Raw genomic sequence first — 18805 nt, 5'->3', positions numbered from 1 at the left:
GCTGGCTGTTATGTTCCAGTCAAGCAAGGACGTTAAACAGTCATCCGGGAGACGAAGATGAAGAAGATCGCCGCCATTGCCGCCCTGTCGGCGTCCACGCTTGGCCTGTCGGCCGGCGTATCCTTTGCCGACTACACGCTGAACATCCTGCACATCAACGACTGGCACAGCCGCATCGAAAGCAACAACAAATATGAATCGACCTGCTCGGCCGAAGAGGAGACCAAGGGCGAGTGCACCGGCGGCGCGGCGCGGCTGATCACCGCGATCGCCCAGGAGCGCAAGAAGCTGGAAGGCCAGAACGTGCTGCTGCTCAGCGCCGGCGACAATTTCCAGGGTTCGCTCTTCTACACGACCTACAAGGGCAAGACCGAAGGCGAATTCCTCAACCAGATGAAATTCGATGCCATGGCGGTCGGTAATCACGAGTTCGACGACGGCGAGGCGGCGCTGACGCCGTTCCTGGACATGATCAAGTTTCCGGTGCTCGGCGCCAATGTGAAGGCCAACGCGCAATCCAAGCTCGGTGACCGCGTGAAACCGTCTGTTGTGATCGAGGTCGGCGGCCAGAAGGTCGGCATCGTCGGTGCTGTCACCAACGACACGCCCGAGCTCGCTTCGCCAGGCCCTAACGTCACGATCGAGGACGACGTCAAGTCGATCACATCAGAGGTCGAGAGGCTGAAGGGAGAAGGCGTCAACAAGATCATCGCGGTCACCCATATCGGCTACAAACGCGAACGCGACGTCATCGCCAAGATTCCGGGCGTCGACGTGGTGGTCGGCGGCCACAGCCATTCGCTGCTGTCGAACACCGACCCCAAGGCTGAAGGCCCCTACCCGACGATGGTCGACAATCCGGACGGCTACAAGGTGCCGGTCGTCCAGGCGGCGTCCTATTCGAAGTATCTCGGCGAGTTCAAGGTCGTGTTCGATGACAACGGTGTCGTCAAGCAAGCCAGCGGCGACCCCATCTACCTCGACAAGTCGATCACGCCAGATCCCGCCGTGCTTGCCCGCATCAAGGAGCTCGGCGCGCCGATCGAGGCGTTGAAGAACCAGGAGGTTGCCGAGACCACCAAGGCGATCGACGGCAGCCGTGAGAACTGCCGCACCCGCGAGTGCGAGATGGGCAATCTCGTTTCCGATGCCGTCCTCGACCGCGTCAAGGACCAGGGTGTCGAGATCGTCATCACGAATGGCGGCGGTCTGCGCGCTTCGATCGACCAGGGCACCGTTACCATGGGCGAAGTGCTGAACGTGCTGCCGTTCCAGAACACAGTGGCGACTTTCCAGATTTCCGGCAAGGATCTGATTGCCGGGCTCGAGAACGGTCTCAGCCAGATCGAGGACGGCGCCGGACGCTTCCCGCAGGTTGCCGGCCTGAAGTATTCATTCGACAAATCGGCTGCCCCGAATGCCGGGCGCGTCAAGTCGGTCGAAGTCATGGAAGGCGGCGCGTGGACGCCGATCAATCCGGACAAGGATTACCTGGTCGCCACCAACAACTATGTGCGCCAGGGCGGTGACGGCTACAAGGTGTTCGCCGACAAGGCCAAGAACGCCTATGATTACGGTCCGGGCCTCGAACAGGTGGTCGCCGATTATCTCGGCGCGCATCGGCCCTATACGCCGAAGCTCGATGGCCGCATCACCGAGATCGCGGCCGCCGCCGCGGCGGAACCGGTCAAGGAACCGGCCCAGGAACCGACGAAGCCGGCCGAGGCTGCGCCCGCTCCGGCCGAGCCAAAACCAGCAGAAACGGCTCCAGCCGCGACCGCGGAGCCGGCAATGCCCGAACCGCCGGCTGGTTCGGACGATATCGCCACGACGCCGCCAGCCGTGCCGGCGGAACCCGCCCCGGCAGCGCCGGCACCTGCCGAGCCGGCAAAGCCAGCCGAGACGGCGCCCGCAGCACCGGCTCCTGCGGCGGAACCGGCCCAAGAATCGGCCCAGGAACCGGCAAAGCCAGCCGAAGCTGCGCCTACCGAACCGGCAAAGCCGGCCGAAAGCAGCCATGTGATCGTTGCCGGCGATACCTATTGGGATCTGGCGGAGTTGGCCTATGGCGATGGCGCCAAGTGGAAAACGATCTCCGACGCCAACAAGGACTACGAGCCGCGCCGCCTTCCCGTCGGCGCAACCTTGACCATCCCGGCCGCAAACTAAATTCTTCCTTCATTGTTGGAAAACCGTCCGGGCCACCGGGCGGGTTTTCTGCTTTCGCCCTAAATGCATGTCGCGCAAAGGTGTGCAGCGGTTTTGCGATAACGACATGCAAAAACAACAACCTAAAGCGCGTCGCGTGAGGCCGGTCAAATGCGACGCGCTTTAGGGTAAGATAAGGTGCGGCCAGACGCTGCATTGAAAACCGGCGCGGCATCGCTAGTTTCGCGCGGTGTCCGGAGATCCCTAATGACGCTTTCCAACCCTGTCGATCCCAAGGCTGCGAAGGTCCTCGGCCCGCCGCCGGCAGGACAGCCGCCGGTCGGGGCGGGCAGGATCGGGGTCTTGCTGGTTAATCTCGGCACGCCCGACGGCACGGAATTCAAGCCGATGTGGCGCTATCTCAGGGAATTCCTGTCCGATCCGCGCGTCATCGAGCTCAACAAGGCGATCTGGTACCCGATCCTCTACGGGCTGGTTCTCACCACGCGGCCGAAGAAGTCGGGCGCCAACTATGCCAGGATCTGGAACCGGCACCGTAACGAGTCGCCGCTGCGCACCTACACCCGCGCGCAGAGCGAAAAGCTGACCGAGGCGCTGCGCGACCTGCCCGGCGTCACCGTCGACTGGGCGATGCGTTACGGCAATCCTTCAACCGAGAGCGTCGCCAAAGGGCTGGTCGCGCAAGGCTGCGACCGCATTGTCGCTTTTCCCCTTTATCCGCAATATTCCGCGACCACGACCGCGACCGCCAACGACCAGCTGTTTCGCGCGCTGATGAAGATGCGCCGCGCCCCGGCGATCCGCAGCGTGCCGCCCTACTATGCCGAACCGGTTTATATCGAGGCGCTTGCCCGTTCGATCGAGCGCCATCTGGCGACGCTTGATTTCGAGCCGGAAGTGGTCGTCGCCTCTTATCACGGCATTCCGAAACCCTATTCCGACAAGGGAGACCCCTATCAAGCCCATTGCCTTGAGACGACCCGGCTGCTGCGGGAAAAGCTCGGCTGGGATGAGAAGAAGCTGATCACCACGTTCCAGTCGCGCTTCGGTGCTCAGGAATGGCTGCAGCCTTACACCGACAAGACGGTCGAGAAATTAGCCGGAGAAGGCGTAAAATCGATCGCCATCGTCAACCCGGGCTTTTCTGTCGACTGCATCGAGACGCTGGACGAGATCGGCAGAGAGGCGGCCGAGACCTTCCATCATGCCGGCGGCGAGAAGTTCGCACACATCCCCTGCCTCAACGACAGTGCTGAAGGCATGGCGGTGATCGAGGCGATGGTGCGGCGCGAGCTGTCGGGCTGGATCTGAAGCGGACATAATCGAGCGCCGCGAGCCCAGCTGTCTACACACCGGCAATCCATGATCACCCAATTGTAACATTTCTGAAACACACTTAAGTGTTCGGTGAAGTCGGTTGCGTTGAAACATTTCCGTGGCCGGCATCTGAGGGAGAGCCAAATGGATTTCAGTGGTTTCGATATCGCACTTCTTATTCTTGTCGCTCTTGTCGTGCTCGTGCTTTTCAAAGGCATCCGGACAATTCCGCAAGGCTACAATTATACCGTGGAACGCTTTGGCCGCTATACCAAGACACTGAGCCCTGGCCTCAACATCATCGTGCCGTTCGTCGATCGCATCGGCGCCAAGTTGAACATGATGGAGCAGGTGCTCGACGTCCCGACCCAGGAGATCATCACCCGCGACAATGCCACCGTCGCAGTCGACGGCGTCGCCTTCTACCAGGTGCTCAACGCCGCGCAGGCCGCCTATCAGGTCGCTGGGCTGGAGAACGCCATTCTCAACCTGACGATGACCAACATCCGTACCGTGATGGGTTCGATGGACCTCGACGAGCTTTTGTCGAACCGCGACGCCATCAACGAACGCCTGCTGCGCGTCGTCGACGAGGCGGCGCACCCCTGGGGCATCAAGATCACCCGCGTCGAGATCAAGGACATCAATCCGCCGGCCAATCTCGTCGAATCGATGGGTCGCCAGATGATGGCCGAGCGCAACAAGCGCGCGCAGATCCTTGACGCCGAAGGCCTCAAGCAGTCGCAGATCCTGGAAGCCGAGGGCCGCAAGGAAGCCGCCTTCCGCGATGCCGAGGCGCGCGAACGCTCGGCCGAGGCCGAGGCCCGCGCCACGCAGGTGGTGTCGGAAGCGATCTCCAAGGGCGACGTGCAGGCGCTCAACTATTTCGTTGCGCTGAAATACACCGAAGCGCTGACCAGGATCGGCTCCGCCACAAACAGCAAGGTTGTGCTGATGCCGATGGAAGCTTCATCATTGATCGGCACGCTCGGCGGCATCGGCGCGATCGCTAAGGAAGTATTCGGGAGCGAGGGCACTGCCGGCACGCAGCGGCAAGCCGCCCGCCCGCCGGTAGTTCGCCCGAGCGAGAGCTGAGGCCCGATCCGATGTTCGACCGCATCATTTCGGAACTCGGCCCTTGGAGTTGGATGGTTCTCGGCTTCGTCCTTCTCGTGATGGAGGTCATCGCACCGGGCATCTTCATGCTGTGGATCGGCATCGCCGCGCTGCTGATCGGTGTAGTCTCCCTGCTCATCTGGGACGCAGGTTTTTGGACTTGGCAGATCCAGGTTCTCGCCTTCCTCGCGATGTCGCTGGTTTCAACCTATGTCGGCAAGCGACTGGCGGGCGGACGCCATGACCCGACCGACCAGCCGCTGCTCAATCGCCGCGGCGAACAAATGATCGGCAGGATGGCGACACTTGCCGAGCCGATCAAGGACGGGCGCGGCCGCATAAAGCTGGGCGACACGCTATGGCGCGTCTCAGGCCCCGATCTGCCGGCCGGCACGCAGGTACGCGTGACGGGCGCGGCCGAAACCGATCTGGAGTTGACGGTCGAGGCGGTTTAGGACCGATCCCACCCACCTCGGCGGGCGACTTTTCAAACAGGCCTGAGGTCTGTCAGGCCGCGCCGATGCGCAGCAGATCGTGCAGATGGACAAGTCCGACCGGCCGTCCGCCCTCGACAACCATCAGGCTGGAGATGGCCGAATTGTTGATCGTCTGCAGCGCCGTCGCAACCAGCGTATCCGGTCCGGCCGTCTTCGGCTCCTTGGTCATGACGTCATCGACACTCATCGCCAGAAGATTGCTGCCGATGTGGCGCCTGATATCGCCGTCGGTGACGATGCCGATCAGCGCACCATCCGCGGCGGTTATCGCCACGCAGCCAAACCCCTTGCGCGACAATTCGAGGATCGCTTCACGCATTCCGGTGCCCGAAGGCACCAGCGGCAGCCTGTCGCCGACATGCATGATGTCGCGGATCTGTGTCAGATTGGCGCCAAGTTGCCCGCCGGGATGGAAGGTGCGGAAATGATCCGGCGTGAAGCCGCGCGCTTCGAGCAACGCGATGGCCAGCGCATCGCCGATCACCAGCTGCAGCAGCGTCGATGTCGTCGGTGCCAGGCCGTGCGGGCAGGCTTCCGGCGCACGCGGCAGCAGGAGCACCACATCGGCCGCTCGCGCCAGCGCCGATCGCTCTCCGGCGGTGACCGCGATCAGAGGAATCGAGAAGCGCCTCGAATAGGCGATGATGCCCTTGAGCTCGCGGCTCTCGCCCGACCACGACATGGCGATGATCGCGTCGTCCTTGGCGATCATGCCGAGGTCGCCATGATTGGCTTCGGCAGGATGGACGAAAAAAGCCGGCGTGCCGGTCGAGGCGAGCGTTGCGGCGATCTTTGAGCCGATGTGGCCGCTCTTGCCGACGCCGGTGACGATGACGCGGCCCTCGATCTGCGACACCATATCGACGGCGCGCGCGAATGGTTCGGTCAATCCGTTTTCGAGCGCAGCCGCCAGCGCCGCGACACCGGCCTGCTCGGTCGCTACCGTTCTGAGCGCCGAGGCGATCGAAGCTTGCCCGTCGAACCGCTTCTTGTCTGGGGATCCCGCATGCATGGCTGATGCGATTAGCGCTTTGCTGCGCGCCTGTCCAACGGAATTGCCATCGAGCGAGGCCTGATCCACCGCTGCCTCAACCCTCCGTTAACCATCCCCATTTACGGTTCGGTAAGTATGGCGCGCGTGCGCCGCGCAAGCAGTGGTGGCAATGTCCGGGGCCCAGCCTGAAAAGAAACGAAGACGAAACGGCAAGGCGGTCTGCGCCTTGCTGCTGGCGACCAGCGTCTTCGCCTTGCTGCGGCCTGCGCAGCTCTATGCCCAGGTAACCGAGCTGCGCGGCGAGGTTTCGGAATCGGCGATTCTGGACGACCAGCAGCGCAACACCAGGCAATTGAGCCTGGCCAGCGCCCAGGATCAGACGGCGCAGGCCGGCGCAGCCACCCAGAGCACTGCGCCGGCGCCCACCTATCAGCCGGCCAGCCCGGGCGCCGTACAGGACGACGACACGGCACCCGCGACTGGCAGCATTTTTGATCCGCCGGAGACCACCGACGATGCGTTTGCGGACACCCCCGCTCCCGTCCCGACGCGCCGGCCATCGAGCGCAACGCAAGGCGCGGCCGATCAAGACGAAGCCGCCGAGACACAGGCCGCCGCCGCGACTGCAGCCACGACGGATGACACGGACACCGCCGAGACGGACCAGGACGCCACCAATCGCCGTGCCGTGACCATTGATTCCGCCGACAGGCAGCAGCTCGATCCGGGCGCTGAGCGCGCCGAAGCCATCGAAGGCAGGGACAAGAGGGCCGAGGACGACCCGTTCGCCGCCACCGGCATCAAACTCGGCTCCTTCGTGATCAGGCCAACGCTCGAGCAAGGCCTGACGGCGTCATCAAATGCCGATTCAAGCAGCGAAGGCAAGCCGGCCCTGCTGTCGGAAACGACGCTGCGTTTCAATGCCATCTCCGACTGGCGGGAGAATTCGGCTGTCATCGACGGCTATGGCACCTTTCTCAAGACGATATCGGGCGACGAGGTTCAGGAGGCGCGGGGCCGTGTCGACGGCACGCTCAATGTCGACCTCGACAACGATCTGCGCGCTATCGCCAAGCTCGGTTACGAGGCGGCGCCGGAATCGGCTTCGTCGCCGGTCGTCATCGAAGGCACCGTCGAGCAGCCGGTGCGCCAGACCATCGACGGCAGCCTCGCGGTCGAGAAGGATGCCGGCAAGATGCGCTTCGCCCTGACCGGCGCAGTCGAACACGACATTTACGGCGACGCCAAGCTGTCGACGGGCGGAACGCTGTCGCAGAAAGACCGCGACTCGACGCTCTATACCGCCACCTTGCGCACCGGCTACGAGATTTCTCCCGCCATCACCCCTTTCACCGAGGTCGAAATCGGCCGCCGGGTCTATGATTTGCGCGTCGACACCAACGGTTTCGAACGATCCTCGACGCGGCTTGGGGTTCGGGCCGGCGCCGAGCTCGACCTCGGCGAGAAGCTTGCCGGCGAATTCTCGGCCGGCTGGCTGCGGGAGGCGATCGACGACGACCGTCTGCCGGCTATTTCGGGCGCTACGGTGAACGCCGACCTCAGATGGTCGCCGGAACGCGGCACCACAATTGGCCTCACCGGACAGACGATCGTCGAGGGCACGACAACCCCCAACGAAAGCGGCGACATCCTTTACTCCGGCCGCCTTACGGGCGAGCGGGAAATCCGTGCCAACCTGATCGGGAACGCAGCTCTCGGCGTGGACTGGCGCGACTACATCGGGTCCGACGGCCATGATCTGACGCTGAGCGCCGAGGCCGGACTGACATGGTGGCTGAACCGGTATGCCGGACTGACCACCCGCGCCAGAACCGAAAAACAGACCAGCAACCTGGAGGGCCGCGACTACACGGCCCACAGCATCTTCGTCGGGGTGACGCTGCAGCCATAAAGCAAACCGTTGAAGGTTTGGGCATGTCGAGATTCAAGTCAGACCGTGGCGGGAACGGTGGTTTCGAGAACCTTGTTCTTATGCATGTCGTTCCCAAAACCGCTGCGTACCCTCGGTTCAAGCCCGAGAGCATGCTTTGGGCGACATACCTAGAACGCCGCGCCCCGCTGCTCTGAGGGTTTCATCTCGTCCAGAAGCTGGCGGATAACGCCCGCCATGCGTCCGTTTATGTCGCTGCGCCACAGCGCGAAGGCGACATTGGCCTCGACAAAGCCTTCCGGCGATCCGCAATCGAAGGTGCGCCCCTGGTAGTGGCAGCCATAGAAGGGCTGTTGCTTCTCCAGCTTCAGCATCGCATCGGTGAGCTGGATCTCATTGCCGGCGCCCTTCTCCTGGCCCTCGAGTATTTTGAATATCTCCGGCTGCAGGATGTAGCGCCCGTTGATGTATAGATTGGAGGGTGCCGTGCCGGCCTTCGGCTTCTCCACCATGCCGGTGATACGGAAACCGTGATGCGTATCCTCACCGCGGCCGACGATTCCGTATTTATGAGCCTCGGCGGGGTCGCATTCCTGAACCGCGACGATATTGTTGCCGGTCTCGGCATAAAGCTCGACCATCTCCTTCATGCAGCTTTTTTCCGACTGCATGATCATATCGGGCAAAAGCAGCGCGAAGGGCTCGTCGCCGACCAGTTCGCGGGCACACCAGACGGCATGGCCAAGGCCGAGCGGCACCTGCTGGCGCGTGAAGCTGGTCTGCCCAGGCGAGGGTTGCAGCCGCTGCAGGCGGGCGAGCTCGTCGTCCTTGCCGCGCTGGGCGAGCGTGTCATAGAGTTCGAACTGTACGTCGAAATGGTCCTCGATGACCGCCTTGTTGCGGCCGGTCACGAAGATGAAATGCTCGATGCCGGCTTCGCGGGCCTCGTCGACCACATACTGGATGACTGGCCTGTCGACGACGGTCAGCATTTCCTTGGGTATGGCCTTGGTGGCCGGGAGAAAACGCGTGCCGAGACCGGCGACCGGGAAAACTGCCTTGCGAACTCTCTTCATGCTGTCAATTATCCGCTTCTAAGCCTGTTCGGCAATCCCGCTTCAAGACATTTTCGTGCCGGAATCGAGGATTATGGAACGGCTGGTCAGAAAAATTTGTAGTCCCTAAAGCATCAACCCGCCTTTTCGTTCCCAACGGCACCTATGGTAAACTAAATGCTAACCGGGTTCGGCGATGAATGATCTTCCTGTGATGAAGAAGGAGGAAAAGATGTCCGTTCGCAACGCCGCAAAGCGCTTCATAAGCATCGTTGCGGCCGCCAGCCTGTCGCTTGCCTTGCTGATGCCCACCGGATCGGCTTTTGCCGACGCCGGTTTCCGGCAATGGGTAGCGAGCTTCCGCGCCACCGCGGTGCGGAGCGGTGTTTCCGGCGCCGTTTACGACCGGGCATTCGAAGGCATCAGCGATGCCGACCCGGTAGTGCTGGAAAAAGCGCGTTATCAACCCGAATTCACCGCGCCCGCCTGGGACTATTTCGACAACCGCGTCCATGACCAGTCGGTCTCCGTAGGCCGGCAGATGGCCAGGAAGTGGAAGCCGTGGCTGGACAGGATCGAGGCAAAATACGGCGTCGACCGTCATATCCTGCTGGCTATTTGGTCGATGGAATCGAACTACGGCGAAATCCTCAAGCGCGACGAGGTCATGCGCAATGTCGTGCGTTCGCTGGCAACGCTAGGCTATGCCGACTCGAGACGATCGAAATTTGCCCGCACCCAGTTGATCGCGGCGCTGAAGATCCTGCAAAGGGGCGACATCGACAAAAGCCACCTCAGCGGCTCATGGGCCGGCGCCATGGGCCATACCCAATTCATTCCCACCAGCTATCAGGCCTATGCGGTCGATATGGACGGCGATGGCAAGCGCGACATCTGGAATTCGATTCCCGATGCATTGGCAACGGCCGCCAATCTGCTCAGGAAGAACGGCTGGCAGGCCGGCAAGACCTGGGGCTATGAAGTCAGCCTTCCCGCGGGGAAGAAATTCCCAGCCGGTTCGAAATCGCTGTCGCAATGGCAAGCCCTGGGTGTCACGCGTGTCAACGGCAAGCCGTTCAAGAATGGCGGGGATAAGGCCACGCTGAAGGTGCCAGGCGGCCGCGGCGGCCCGGCTTTCCTGATGATCAAGAATTTTTCGGTCATCAAGCGCTACAACAATGCCGACAAATACGCAGTTGCCGTTGGCCTTCTTGCCGACGAAATCGCCGGCCATGGTGGGCTTGTGCAGGACTGGAAGCGGCCTTTCACGAAGCTCTCCTTCGAGGAGAGACAAGAGCTTCAGCAGCGGCTTTCCAAGTACGGCTACTATGACGGAAAATTCGACGGCAAGATCGGCGAGGGATCGAAAGCCGCGATCATGGCCTTCCAGGCGAAGGCTGGCTTGACCCAGGACGGACATCCGAGCATGGAAGTGCTCAAATGGCTCAGGCAGAATTAGCCTCGCATAGGGAGACGGCCTGGAGCATCGGACCCAAACCGGATTTGGGGAAATCCGATGCTCAAACTAAGAGAGAGAGAGCGGCGGCTGGTTGGATTTGAGAGTCCGGCGCTCTTAAGGGATGGAGAGAGTAATTGGTTTCGGTTGCGCGTATCCGTGTGATCCTTCGTCGCGTACCGATCCTGATTCTGGCTATTGCCGTTCTGGCCGTCAGCACTGCCGCCGTCTTTCACACGCCGGCCGTGGCGCAGGAGGAACAAAGGCGTGGCTGGTCGCTGCGCGACTTGTTGTTTCTGCGCCGAAGCGAGCGGGTGGGCCGAACCGAGTGGATGGAACCACCGCGGCAGATCCAGAGGGCCGGGCCACGGAAGCTAAAAGCAAGAAAGCCCCGAGCGGGGCCGCGCCGGCCGGCTGAGCCGGCAATCCCGGTGGTCGAGAAGGCGCCGGATGCCCGCACCGTTCTGGTGGTCGGCGATTTCATGGCGAGCGGCCTCGCCGAAGGTCTGGATACCGCCTTTGCCGAAAACACCAAGATCAGAATCGTCGTTCGCAGCAACGGTTCGTCCGGTTTCGTGCGTGACGATTTCTACAACTGGCCCGAACAGATCAAGTCGCTGATCGAGACCGAAAAGCCCGCGGCCGTGATCGTCATGCTGGGCTCCAACGATCGGCAGCAAATACGCGTGAACGGTGAACGCGAACAGCCGCGGTCCGAGGCCTGGACCAAGGAATACGAACGCCGGACCGAAGCGTTCGGCAAGGCCATTGCAGCGGCCAAGGTGCCGTATCTGTGGGTCGGCATGCCGGCCTTCAAGGCACCGAAGATGACCTCCGACATGCTGGCTTTCAACGACATTTACCGCTCGACGGCCGAAAGCCATGGCGGCGAATTCGTCGACATCTGGGACGGGTTCGTCGACGAGGAGGGCGCCTTTGTCACCAGCGGGCCTGATATCAACGGCCAGCCGGTGCGCCTGCGCACCGACGACGGCATCTATGTGGCGAAAGCCGGCAAACGCAAGCTCGCCTTCTATGCCGAAAAACCCTTGCTGAAGATCCTTGGAATGACCGCGCCGACGGGCACCCCGGCAACTTATGCGCCAGCGGGCGCCCCGGTCGAGGCGCCGGCACCGGCACCCATGGCCGTCGATCGCACCGTGCCGATGCTGCTCAGCGATCCGGCACTCGACGGCGGTTCGGAACTTCTCGGCGCCGCAGCGCCGGCAAAGGCGGACGGCCCCGGCAAGAAACTCGTCGTAGAGAGCAAGGCATCAGCTACTTCACCCGGCCGCGCCGACGATTTTTCCTGGCCGCCCAGGGGACAGCCTGCGGCGGCGGCCGCTGGAAGCGACACGACGACGGCGATCAATCCTTGATACGAGGCTCCTCGGAGACCGTTTCGAAACTCGCTCCTGTGAGTCATATGAGGGTGTTTTCGAGAACCGGAGCGGAGCGTACATTCGAGTACGTGAGCACCGGAAGCGCAGAAAACGCCCTCAGATGGCCGCAGGAGTAGAGTTTCCAAACGGTCTCAGCGCGGCAACACGCTCGATCCCATCAGAGCCTCGTCGATCGAGCGCGCTGCCTGCCGGCCTTCACGGATCGCCCAGACGACCAGCGACTGGCCGCGGCGCACGTCGCCCGCCGCATAGAGCTTTTCGACGCTGGTCTTGTAGTCGCGGTCATTGGCCTCGACGTTGTTCGAGCGGCGGCTGTCGATGGCGATCTTCATCTGGCCAACCAGCTCCGATACCGGTCCGACGGCGGCCGGCCCGGCAAAGCCAATGGCGATGAAGGCGAGATCCGCGCGGATGACGAATTCCGTGCCGGAGATCGGTTTGCGCTTTTCATCGACCTCGCAGCATTTGACGCCGGTCAGCGCGCCGTCCTCGCCGATGAATTCGAGCGTCGCCACCTGGAACTCGCGCTCGGCGCCTTCGGCCTGCGAGGACGAGGTCCGCATCTTCGTCGCCCAGTAGGGCCAGACCGAAAGCTTGTCTTCCTTTTCAGGCGGCTGCGGCCGGATGTCGAGTTGGGTGACGCGCACGGCGCCCTGGCGGAAGGCGGTACCGACGCAGTCGGATGCGGTGTCGCCGCCGCCGACGACGACGACATGCTGGCCGCCGGCGACGATCGGCCGGGAGGGCCACGCCACTGACTGGATCGGCTCGCCGCCGATGCGCTTGTTCTGCTGCACCAGATAGGGCATCGCGTCATGCACGCCGTCGAGATCGTCGCCGGGAATGTTGGCCGGGCGCGGTGTTTCCGAACCGCCGCAATAGAGCACCGCATCGAATTCGGCGAGCAGCTCCGCCACCGGTTTGTCGACGCCGACATTGACGCCGCAATGGAAGCTCACGCCCTCGCCTTGCATCTGCTCGATGCGCCGGTCGATATAGTGCTTCTCGATCTTGAAGTCGGGGATGCCGTAGCGCATCAGCCCACCCGGCCGGCTCTCGCGCTCATAGACGTGGACGTCGTGGCCGGCGCGGCCAAGCTGCTGGGCGGCCGCCATGCCGGCCGGTCCCGAGCCAATGACGGCGACGCGCTTGCCGGTCTTCTTTTCCGGCGGATAGGGCCGGATATGACCGGTTTCATAGGCCTTGTCGGCGATCGCCTGCTCGATCGTCTTGATGGCGACCGGAATGTCCTCGAGGTTCAGCGTGCAGGCTTCCTCGCAAGGCGCCGGACAGATGCGGCCGGTGAATTCCGGGAAATTGTTGGTCGAATGCAGGTTGCGGATCGCATTGTCCCAGTCGCCATTGTAGACGAGGTCGTTCCAATCCGGGATCTGGTTGTGCACCGGGCAGCCGGTCGGCCCGTGGCAGTACGGAATGCCGCAATCCATACAGCGCGCGGCCTGTTTCTCGACCTCCTTGTCCGACATCGGCAGCGTAAACTCGCGAAAATGCCGGATGCGGTCGGAAGCCGGCTGGTACTTGTGCACCTGCCGGTCGATCTCGAGAAACCCTGTTACCTTGCCCATAGTCCAGTCCCTGCTGTCCAGATGGCGCGCTCGACGACGCACCCGTTAACCTCATAAGGCAGCCATGGCAACCTTCAGTCCGAGGCCAGGATTGTTGATGAAGGCGCCGACCGGGAAGCCTGGCTTCCCGGCAACTCCCAAAGCCTATTCCGCCGCCACGCCCATGCGCATGCGTTCCATTTCGATCAGCGCACGGCGGTATTCGACCGGCATGATCTTCCGGAATTTCGGCCGGAAAGTCGCCCAGTTGTCGAGGATTTCGCGGCCCCGCACCGAACCCGTGTAATGGACGTGGTTCGAGATCAGCTGATAGAGCCGCTCCTCGTCATGGCTGGTCATGTCACCGGACACGTCGACGCGGCCTTTGTGGTCGAGGTCGCCGCCATGATGGAGCAGTTTCTCCATCAGGTCGTCTTCTTCGGGAACAGGTTCCAGTTCGACCATCGCCATGTTGCAGCGTTCGGCGAAATCACCTTCCTCGTCGAGCACATAGGCGACGCCGCCCGACATGCCGGCGGCAAAATTGCGGCCGGTCTGGCCGATGACGACGACAATGCCGCCGGTCATGTACTCGCAGCCATGGTCGCCAACACCTTCGACGACGGCGGCCACGCCCGAATTGCGAACCGCGAAACGCTCACCGGCGACGCCGCAGAAATAGGCCTCGCCCTCGGTCGCGCCGTAGAGCACGGTGTTGCCGACGATGATCGACTCGGCGGCGACGATCTTGGTGTTTTCCGGCGGGCGGATGACGATGCGTCCACCCGAAAGGCCCTTGCCGACATAGTCATTGGCGGCACCAATGAGTTCGAATGAAACTCCACGCGCCAGGAAGGCGCCGAACGACTGGCCGGCGGTGCCGGTGAGCTTCACCGAAATCGTGTCCTCACGCAGGCCCTTGTGCTTGAAGCGCCTTGCCACCTCACCAGACAGCATGGCGCCGGTCGAACGGTCGACATTGCGGATCGGCAGCTCGATGCTGACCGGCTGCCTGGCTTCGAGCGCCGGCTTGGCCAACTCGATCAGCTTGCGGTCGAGCACGTCGTCGATCGGATGCTTCTGCCGCTCGGTCCAGTGCACCGCCTCATGCGGGGCATCCGGCTTGAAGAACATCTTGCTGAAATCCAGCCCGCGCGCCTTCCAGTGCTGGATCAGCGCCCGCTTCTCCAAGAGGTCGGTGTCGCCGATGATCTGATCGAGATGGGTGTAGCCCATCTCGGCGAGCAGCCCCCGCACCTCTTCCGCCACATAGAAGAAGAAGTTGATGACGTGTTCCGGCGTCCCTTTGAAGCGCTTGCGCAACACCGGATCCTGCGTCGCCACACCGACCGGGCAGGTGTTGAGATGGCACTTGCGCATCATGATGCAGCCGGCCGCGATCAGCGGCGCGGTCGAGAAGCCGAATTCGTCGGCGCCAAGCAGCGCGCCGATGACAACGTCGCGGCCGGTGCGCAGGCCGCCATCGACCTGCAGCGCGACGCGCGACCTGAGGCCGTTAAGCACCAGGGTCTGGTGCGTCTCGGCAAGGCCCATTTCCCAGGGGCTGCCGGCGTGCTTGAGCGAAGTCAGCGGCGATGCGCCGGTGCCGCCGTCATAGCCGGAAATGGTGATGTGATCGGCGCGCGCCTTGGCGACGCCGGCAGCAACCGTGCCGACACCGACTTCGGAGACCAGCTTGACCGAGACATCGGCCGCCGGATTGACGTTCTTGAGATCAAAGATCAGCTGCGCCAGATCCTCGATCGAATAGATGTCATGGTGCGGCGGCGGCGAGATCAGGCCGACGCCGGGCGTCGAATGCCTGACCTTGGCAATGGTGGCATCGACCTTGTGGCCGGGCAGCTGACCGCCCTCGCCGGGCTTTGCGCCTTGCGCGACCTTGATCTGCATCACATCGGAATTCACCAAATATTCCGCCGTCACGCCGAACCGCCCGGAAGCGACCTGCTTGATCGCCGAACGCTCGGGGTTCTTGCCGCCGCCCGGCAACGGCAGGTAGCGGTCGGCCTCTTCGCCGCCCTCGCCGGTGTTTGACTTGCCGCCGATGGTGTTCATGGCGCGCGCCAGCGTGGTGTGCGCTTCCCTGGAGATCGAGCCGAAGGACATCGCTCCGGTCGAGAACCGCTTGACGATATCGGCCGCCGACATGACCTCGTCGAGCGCGACCTTCTTGCGCCCGGTTTCTTCGGCGAGCCTGATCTTGAACAGGCCGCGAATGCTCTGCGCCCGCGCCGTCTCGCTGTCGATCTGAGCGGAATAGTCCTTGAACGTCTCCCACGACCCCTGGCGCACGGCGTGCTGCAGGGTGGCCACCGCATCGGGCGACCAGATATGCGCTTCGCCGCGCATGCGGAACATGTATTCGCCGCCGACCTCGAGGCTGTTGCGCAGCACCGGGTCGTTCCCGAAGCCGTCGGCGTGGCGGCTGACCGTCTCGGCAGCGATCTCCTCCAGCCCGACGCCTTCGATCAGCGTCGCAGTGCCGGTGAAATACTTCTGCACGAAATCGGTCTTCAGCCCGATCGCGTCGAAGATCTGCGCGCCGCAATAGGACTGGTAGGTTGAGATGCCCATCTTCGACATCACCTTGAGAATGCCCTTGCCGATCGACTTGATGTAGCGGGACACGACCTCATAGGCGTCGACCTCGGCCGGCAGCTCGCCGCGCTTATGCATGTCGAGCAGCGTGTCGAAGGCGAGATAGGGATTGATCGCCTCGGCGCCATAGCCGGCAAGGCAGCAGAAATGATGCACCTCGCGCGGTTCGCCGGACTCGACAACAAGCCCCACCGACGTGCGCAATCCCTTGCGGATCAGATGATGGTGGACCGCCGCCGTTGCCAGAAGTGCCGGAATGGCGATGCGGTCCGGCCCGAGCTGACGGTCGGACAGGATGATGATGTTGTAGCCGCCGGCGACCGCCGCTTCAGCGCGCTCGCACAGCCGGTCGATGGCGCCCTGCATGCCGGCCGCGCCTTCGTTCGAAGCATAGGTGATGTCGATCGTCTTGGTGTCGAAACGGTCCTCGGTATGACCGATGGAGCGGATCTTCTCGAGATCGCCATTGGTCAGAATCGGCTGGCGCACTTCGAGCCGCTTGCGACGCGAATTGCCGACAAGGTCGAAGATGTTCGGCCTCGGCCCGATGAAGGACACCAGGCTCATCACCAGTTCCTCGCGGATCGGGTCGATCGGCGGGTTGGTGACTTGGGCGAAATTCTGCTTGAAATAGGTGTAGAGCAGCTTCGATCTGTCCGACATCGCCGAGATCGGCGTGTCGGTGCCCATCGAGCCGACCGCTTCCTGGCCGGTGGTTGCCATCGGCGACATCAACAGCTTGGTGTCTTCCTGGGTATAGCCGAACGCCTGCTGGCGATCGAGCAGGCTGACGTCCCTGCGCAATGCGCGTGGCTCGACCGGCTTCAGGTCTTCGAGGATGAGCTGGGTGTTGGCGAGCCAGCTCTTGTAGGGATGCCTGGTCGCGATCTCCGACTTGATCTCCTCATCGGAAACAATGCGGCCCTTCTCCAGGTCGATCAGCAGCATGCGGCCGGGCTGCAGCCGCCACTTCTTGACGATCCTTTCCTCCGGCACCGGCAGCACGCCGGCTTCCGAGGCCATGATGACGCGATCGTCGTCGGTGACGATGTAGCGCGCCGGGCGCAGCCCATTGCGGTCGAGCGTGGCGCCGATCTGGCGGCCGTCGGTGAAGGCCACTGCGGCCGGCCCGTCCCACGGCTCCATCAGGGCGGCGTGATATTCGTAAAAGGCCTTGCGATCTTGATCCATCAGCTTGTTGCCGGCCCAGGCTTCCGGGATCAGCATCATCATCGCGTGAGCGAGTGAGTAGCCGCCCTGCGTCAGGAATTCGAGCGCATTGTCGAAACAGGCGGTGTCCGACTGCCCCTCATAGGAGATCGGCCACAGCTTGGAGATGTCGTTGCCGAACAATTCGGAATCGACCGAGGCCTGGCGCGCCGCCATCCAGTTGACGTTGCCGCGCAGCGTGTTGATTTCGCCATTGTGGGCGACCATCCGATAGGGATGCGCCAGCTTCCACGACGGGAAGGTGTTGGTGGAGAAACGCTGGTGGACGAGGATCAGCGCCGTCTCGAAACGCGGATCGGTCAGATCCTTGTAATAGGCGCCGACCTGATAGGCCAGGAACATGCCCTTGTAGACGATGGTCCGCGATGACATCGACACGACGTAGAAGCCATTGTCGACGCCCTTGGTTTCTTCATGGATACGACCGGAAATGACCTTGCGCAGGATGTAGAGCCGCCGCTCGTAGTCGTCGTCGCTCTCGATTTCGGCGCCACGACCCAGAAACACTTGCCGCTGGACCGGTTCGGAAGCAGCGATATCAGGCGCCTTTGACAGCGATGAATTGTCGACCGGCACATCGCGAAAGCCGAGCAGCGGCTGGCCTTCGAGTTGCGCCACCTCGGCGATGATGCCTTCGATATGCGCCTGAAGCTCAGGATCACGCGGCATGAACACATGGCCGACGGCGTAATGGCCGGGCTTGGGCAGTTCGACGCCTTGGCTGGCCATCTCCTCGCGGAAGAAGCGGTCGGGAAGCTGCACCAGCACGCCGGCGCCGTCGCCCATCAGCGGATCGGCGCCGACGGCGCCGCGATGCGTCAGGTTTTCGAGCACCGCAAGGCCGTCCTTGACGATCTGATGCGACTTCACGCCCTTCATGTTGACGATGAAGCCGACGCCGCAGGCATCATGCTCGTTGCGGGGGTCGTAAAGGCCCTGAGCGGCGAAGCCGGTATGGCCGCGCCCAATCTTGGTCAGAGACGGATTTTTGACGGCTGGCGCTTTCGTCTGCGCGGCCGGGCCGTTCGTCGCAGATGGCGTCACTTCCGTCATCGTCCTGTCCTCCATTCCCAAGCCTTTGGGCGCTGGTTTTCGTTGGGAAGCGCATGAGCTTCCCTCTCATCCTTGCGGCACGTCTTGCGAAATCCTTGCCGAACCAGGCGGGCCTGGTTCGCATCCGGCAATCGTACAGGCCAGAGCCAGGCTGTCTACCTGTCGCTCGCGGCAACGGCCGGAGAGGCTCAATGATACGCCAATCCAGCCGGTTTTGTGCGACAAAATAAGACAGCACTACTGTCCTAAATTTTTATGGCAGAAATTGCGGATGCACACAAGACTGATTCACAACAATCTTGGGCATCTAGAGACAGAAAATTACGCGCGACCGCGGCGAAACGCAACCTTCGGTCGTCCGCATGTCGTAAGCAGATGAGTTGTCCGGATTAGGTAGCAGATGAGTTGTCCGGTTTGATCACCAGCGAACGGAGGCTGGG

General features: G+C 62.6%; 11 protein-coding genes. 7 read left to right on the top strand and 4 right to left on the bottom strand.

Features of this window, described 5'->3' with window-relative positions:
• Window positions 1-57 precede the first annotated feature (57 nt).
• The 4 genes from AC0L25_RS16340 (at window position 58) to AC0L25_RS16325 (ending at window position 5057) form a co-directional block, all read left to right on the top strand.
• Window positions 58-2169: a 5'-nucleotidase C-terminal domain-containing protein gene (locus AC0L25_RS16340; protein ID WP_473596450.1), complete on the top strand. Its 2112-nt coding sequence runs from the start codon at window positions 58-60 to the stop codon at window positions 2167-2169.
• A gap of 246 nt (window positions 2170-2415) precedes the next feature.
• Window positions 2416-3480: a ferrochelatase gene (gene hemH, locus AC0L25_RS16335; RefSeq protein ID WP_473596449.1), complete on the top strand. Its 1065-nt coding sequence runs from the start codon at window positions 2416-2418 to the stop codon at window positions 3478-3480.
• Between the two features lie 150 nt (window positions 3481-3630).
• Window positions 3631-4581 carry an SPFH domain-containing protein gene (locus tag AC0L25_RS16330; RefSeq protein WP_473596448.1) on the top strand — a complete coding sequence of 317 codons (951 nt, stop codon included), beginning with the start codon at window positions 3631-3633 and terminating at the stop codon, window positions 4579-4581.
• 11 nt (window positions 4582-4592) lie between these two features.
• Window positions 4593-5057 carry an NfeD family protein gene (locus tag AC0L25_RS16325; RefSeq protein ID WP_473596447.1) on the top strand — a complete coding sequence of 155 codons (465 nt, stop codon included), beginning with the start codon at window positions 4593-4595 and terminating at the stop codon, window positions 5055-5057.
• Window positions 5058-5109: 52 nt separating this feature from the next.
• Here AC0L25_RS16325 and AC0L25_RS16320 read toward each other — a convergent pair whose 3' ends face one another.
• On the bottom strand, window positions 5110-6111 hold the full coding sequence (locus tag AC0L25_RS16320; RefSeq protein WP_473596507.1) for a KpsF/GutQ family sugar-phosphate isomerase: 1002 nt from the start codon (window positions 6109-6111) through the stop codon (window positions 5110-5112).
• Between the two features lie 151 nt (window positions 6112-6262).
• Between AC0L25_RS16320 and AC0L25_RS16315 the strand changes: the two genes are divergently transcribed.
• Window positions 6263-8005, top strand: coding sequence for an outer membrane beta-barrel protein (locus AC0L25_RS16315; RefSeq protein ID WP_473596446.1), 1743 nt, complete (start codon window positions 6263-6265; stop codon window positions 8003-8005).
• Between the two features lie 149 nt (window positions 8006-8154).
• Here the strand turns inward: AC0L25_RS16315 and galU are convergent, their stop codons facing one another.
• Window positions 8155-9060, bottom strand: a complete 906-nt coding sequence (gene galU / locus AC0L25_RS16310) for a UTP--glucose-1-phosphate uridylyltransferase GalU (RefSeq protein WP_473596445.1) — start codon at window positions 9058-9060, stop codon at window positions 8155-8157.
• 211 nt (window positions 9061-9271) lie between these two features.
• Between galU and AC0L25_RS16305 the strand changes: the two genes are divergently transcribed.
• Both AC0L25_RS16305 and AC0L25_RS16300 read left to right on the top strand, forming a co-directional pair.
• On the top strand, window positions 9272-10498 hold the full coding sequence (locus AC0L25_RS16305; protein WP_473596444.1) for a lytic murein transglycosylase: 1227 nt from the start codon (window positions 9272-9274) through the stop codon (window positions 10496-10498).
• A gap of 134 nt (window positions 10499-10632) precedes the next feature.
• Complete coding sequence (locus AC0L25_RS16300) at window positions 10633-11874, top strand: SGNH/GDSL hydrolase family protein (RefSeq protein WP_473596443.1); 1242 nt, start codon at window positions 10633-10635, stop codon at window positions 11872-11874.
• A 155-nt stretch (window positions 11875-12029) separates the two neighbouring features.
• Here AC0L25_RS16300 and AC0L25_RS16295 read toward each other — a convergent pair whose 3' ends face one another.
• Both AC0L25_RS16295 and gltB read right to left on the bottom strand, forming a co-directional pair.
• A complete protein-coding gene (locus AC0L25_RS16295; RefSeq protein ID WP_473596442.1) occupies window positions 12030-13484 on the bottom strand; it encodes a glutamate synthase subunit beta in 1455 nt (484 codons plus the stop codon).
• A gap of 144 nt (window positions 13485-13628) precedes the next feature.
• Window positions 13629-18365 carry a glutamate synthase large subunit gene (gltB, locus tag AC0L25_RS16290; RefSeq protein ID WP_473596441.1) on the bottom strand — a complete coding sequence of 1579 codons (4737 nt, stop codon included), beginning with the start codon at window positions 18363-18365 and terminating at the stop codon, window positions 13629-13631.
• Window positions 18366-18805: the final 440 nt, after the last annotated feature.

This window comes from Mesorhizobium sp. WSM4813 (assembly GCF_055811555.1).
This window is presented reverse-complemented; position numbering and strand designations above follow the sequence as displayed.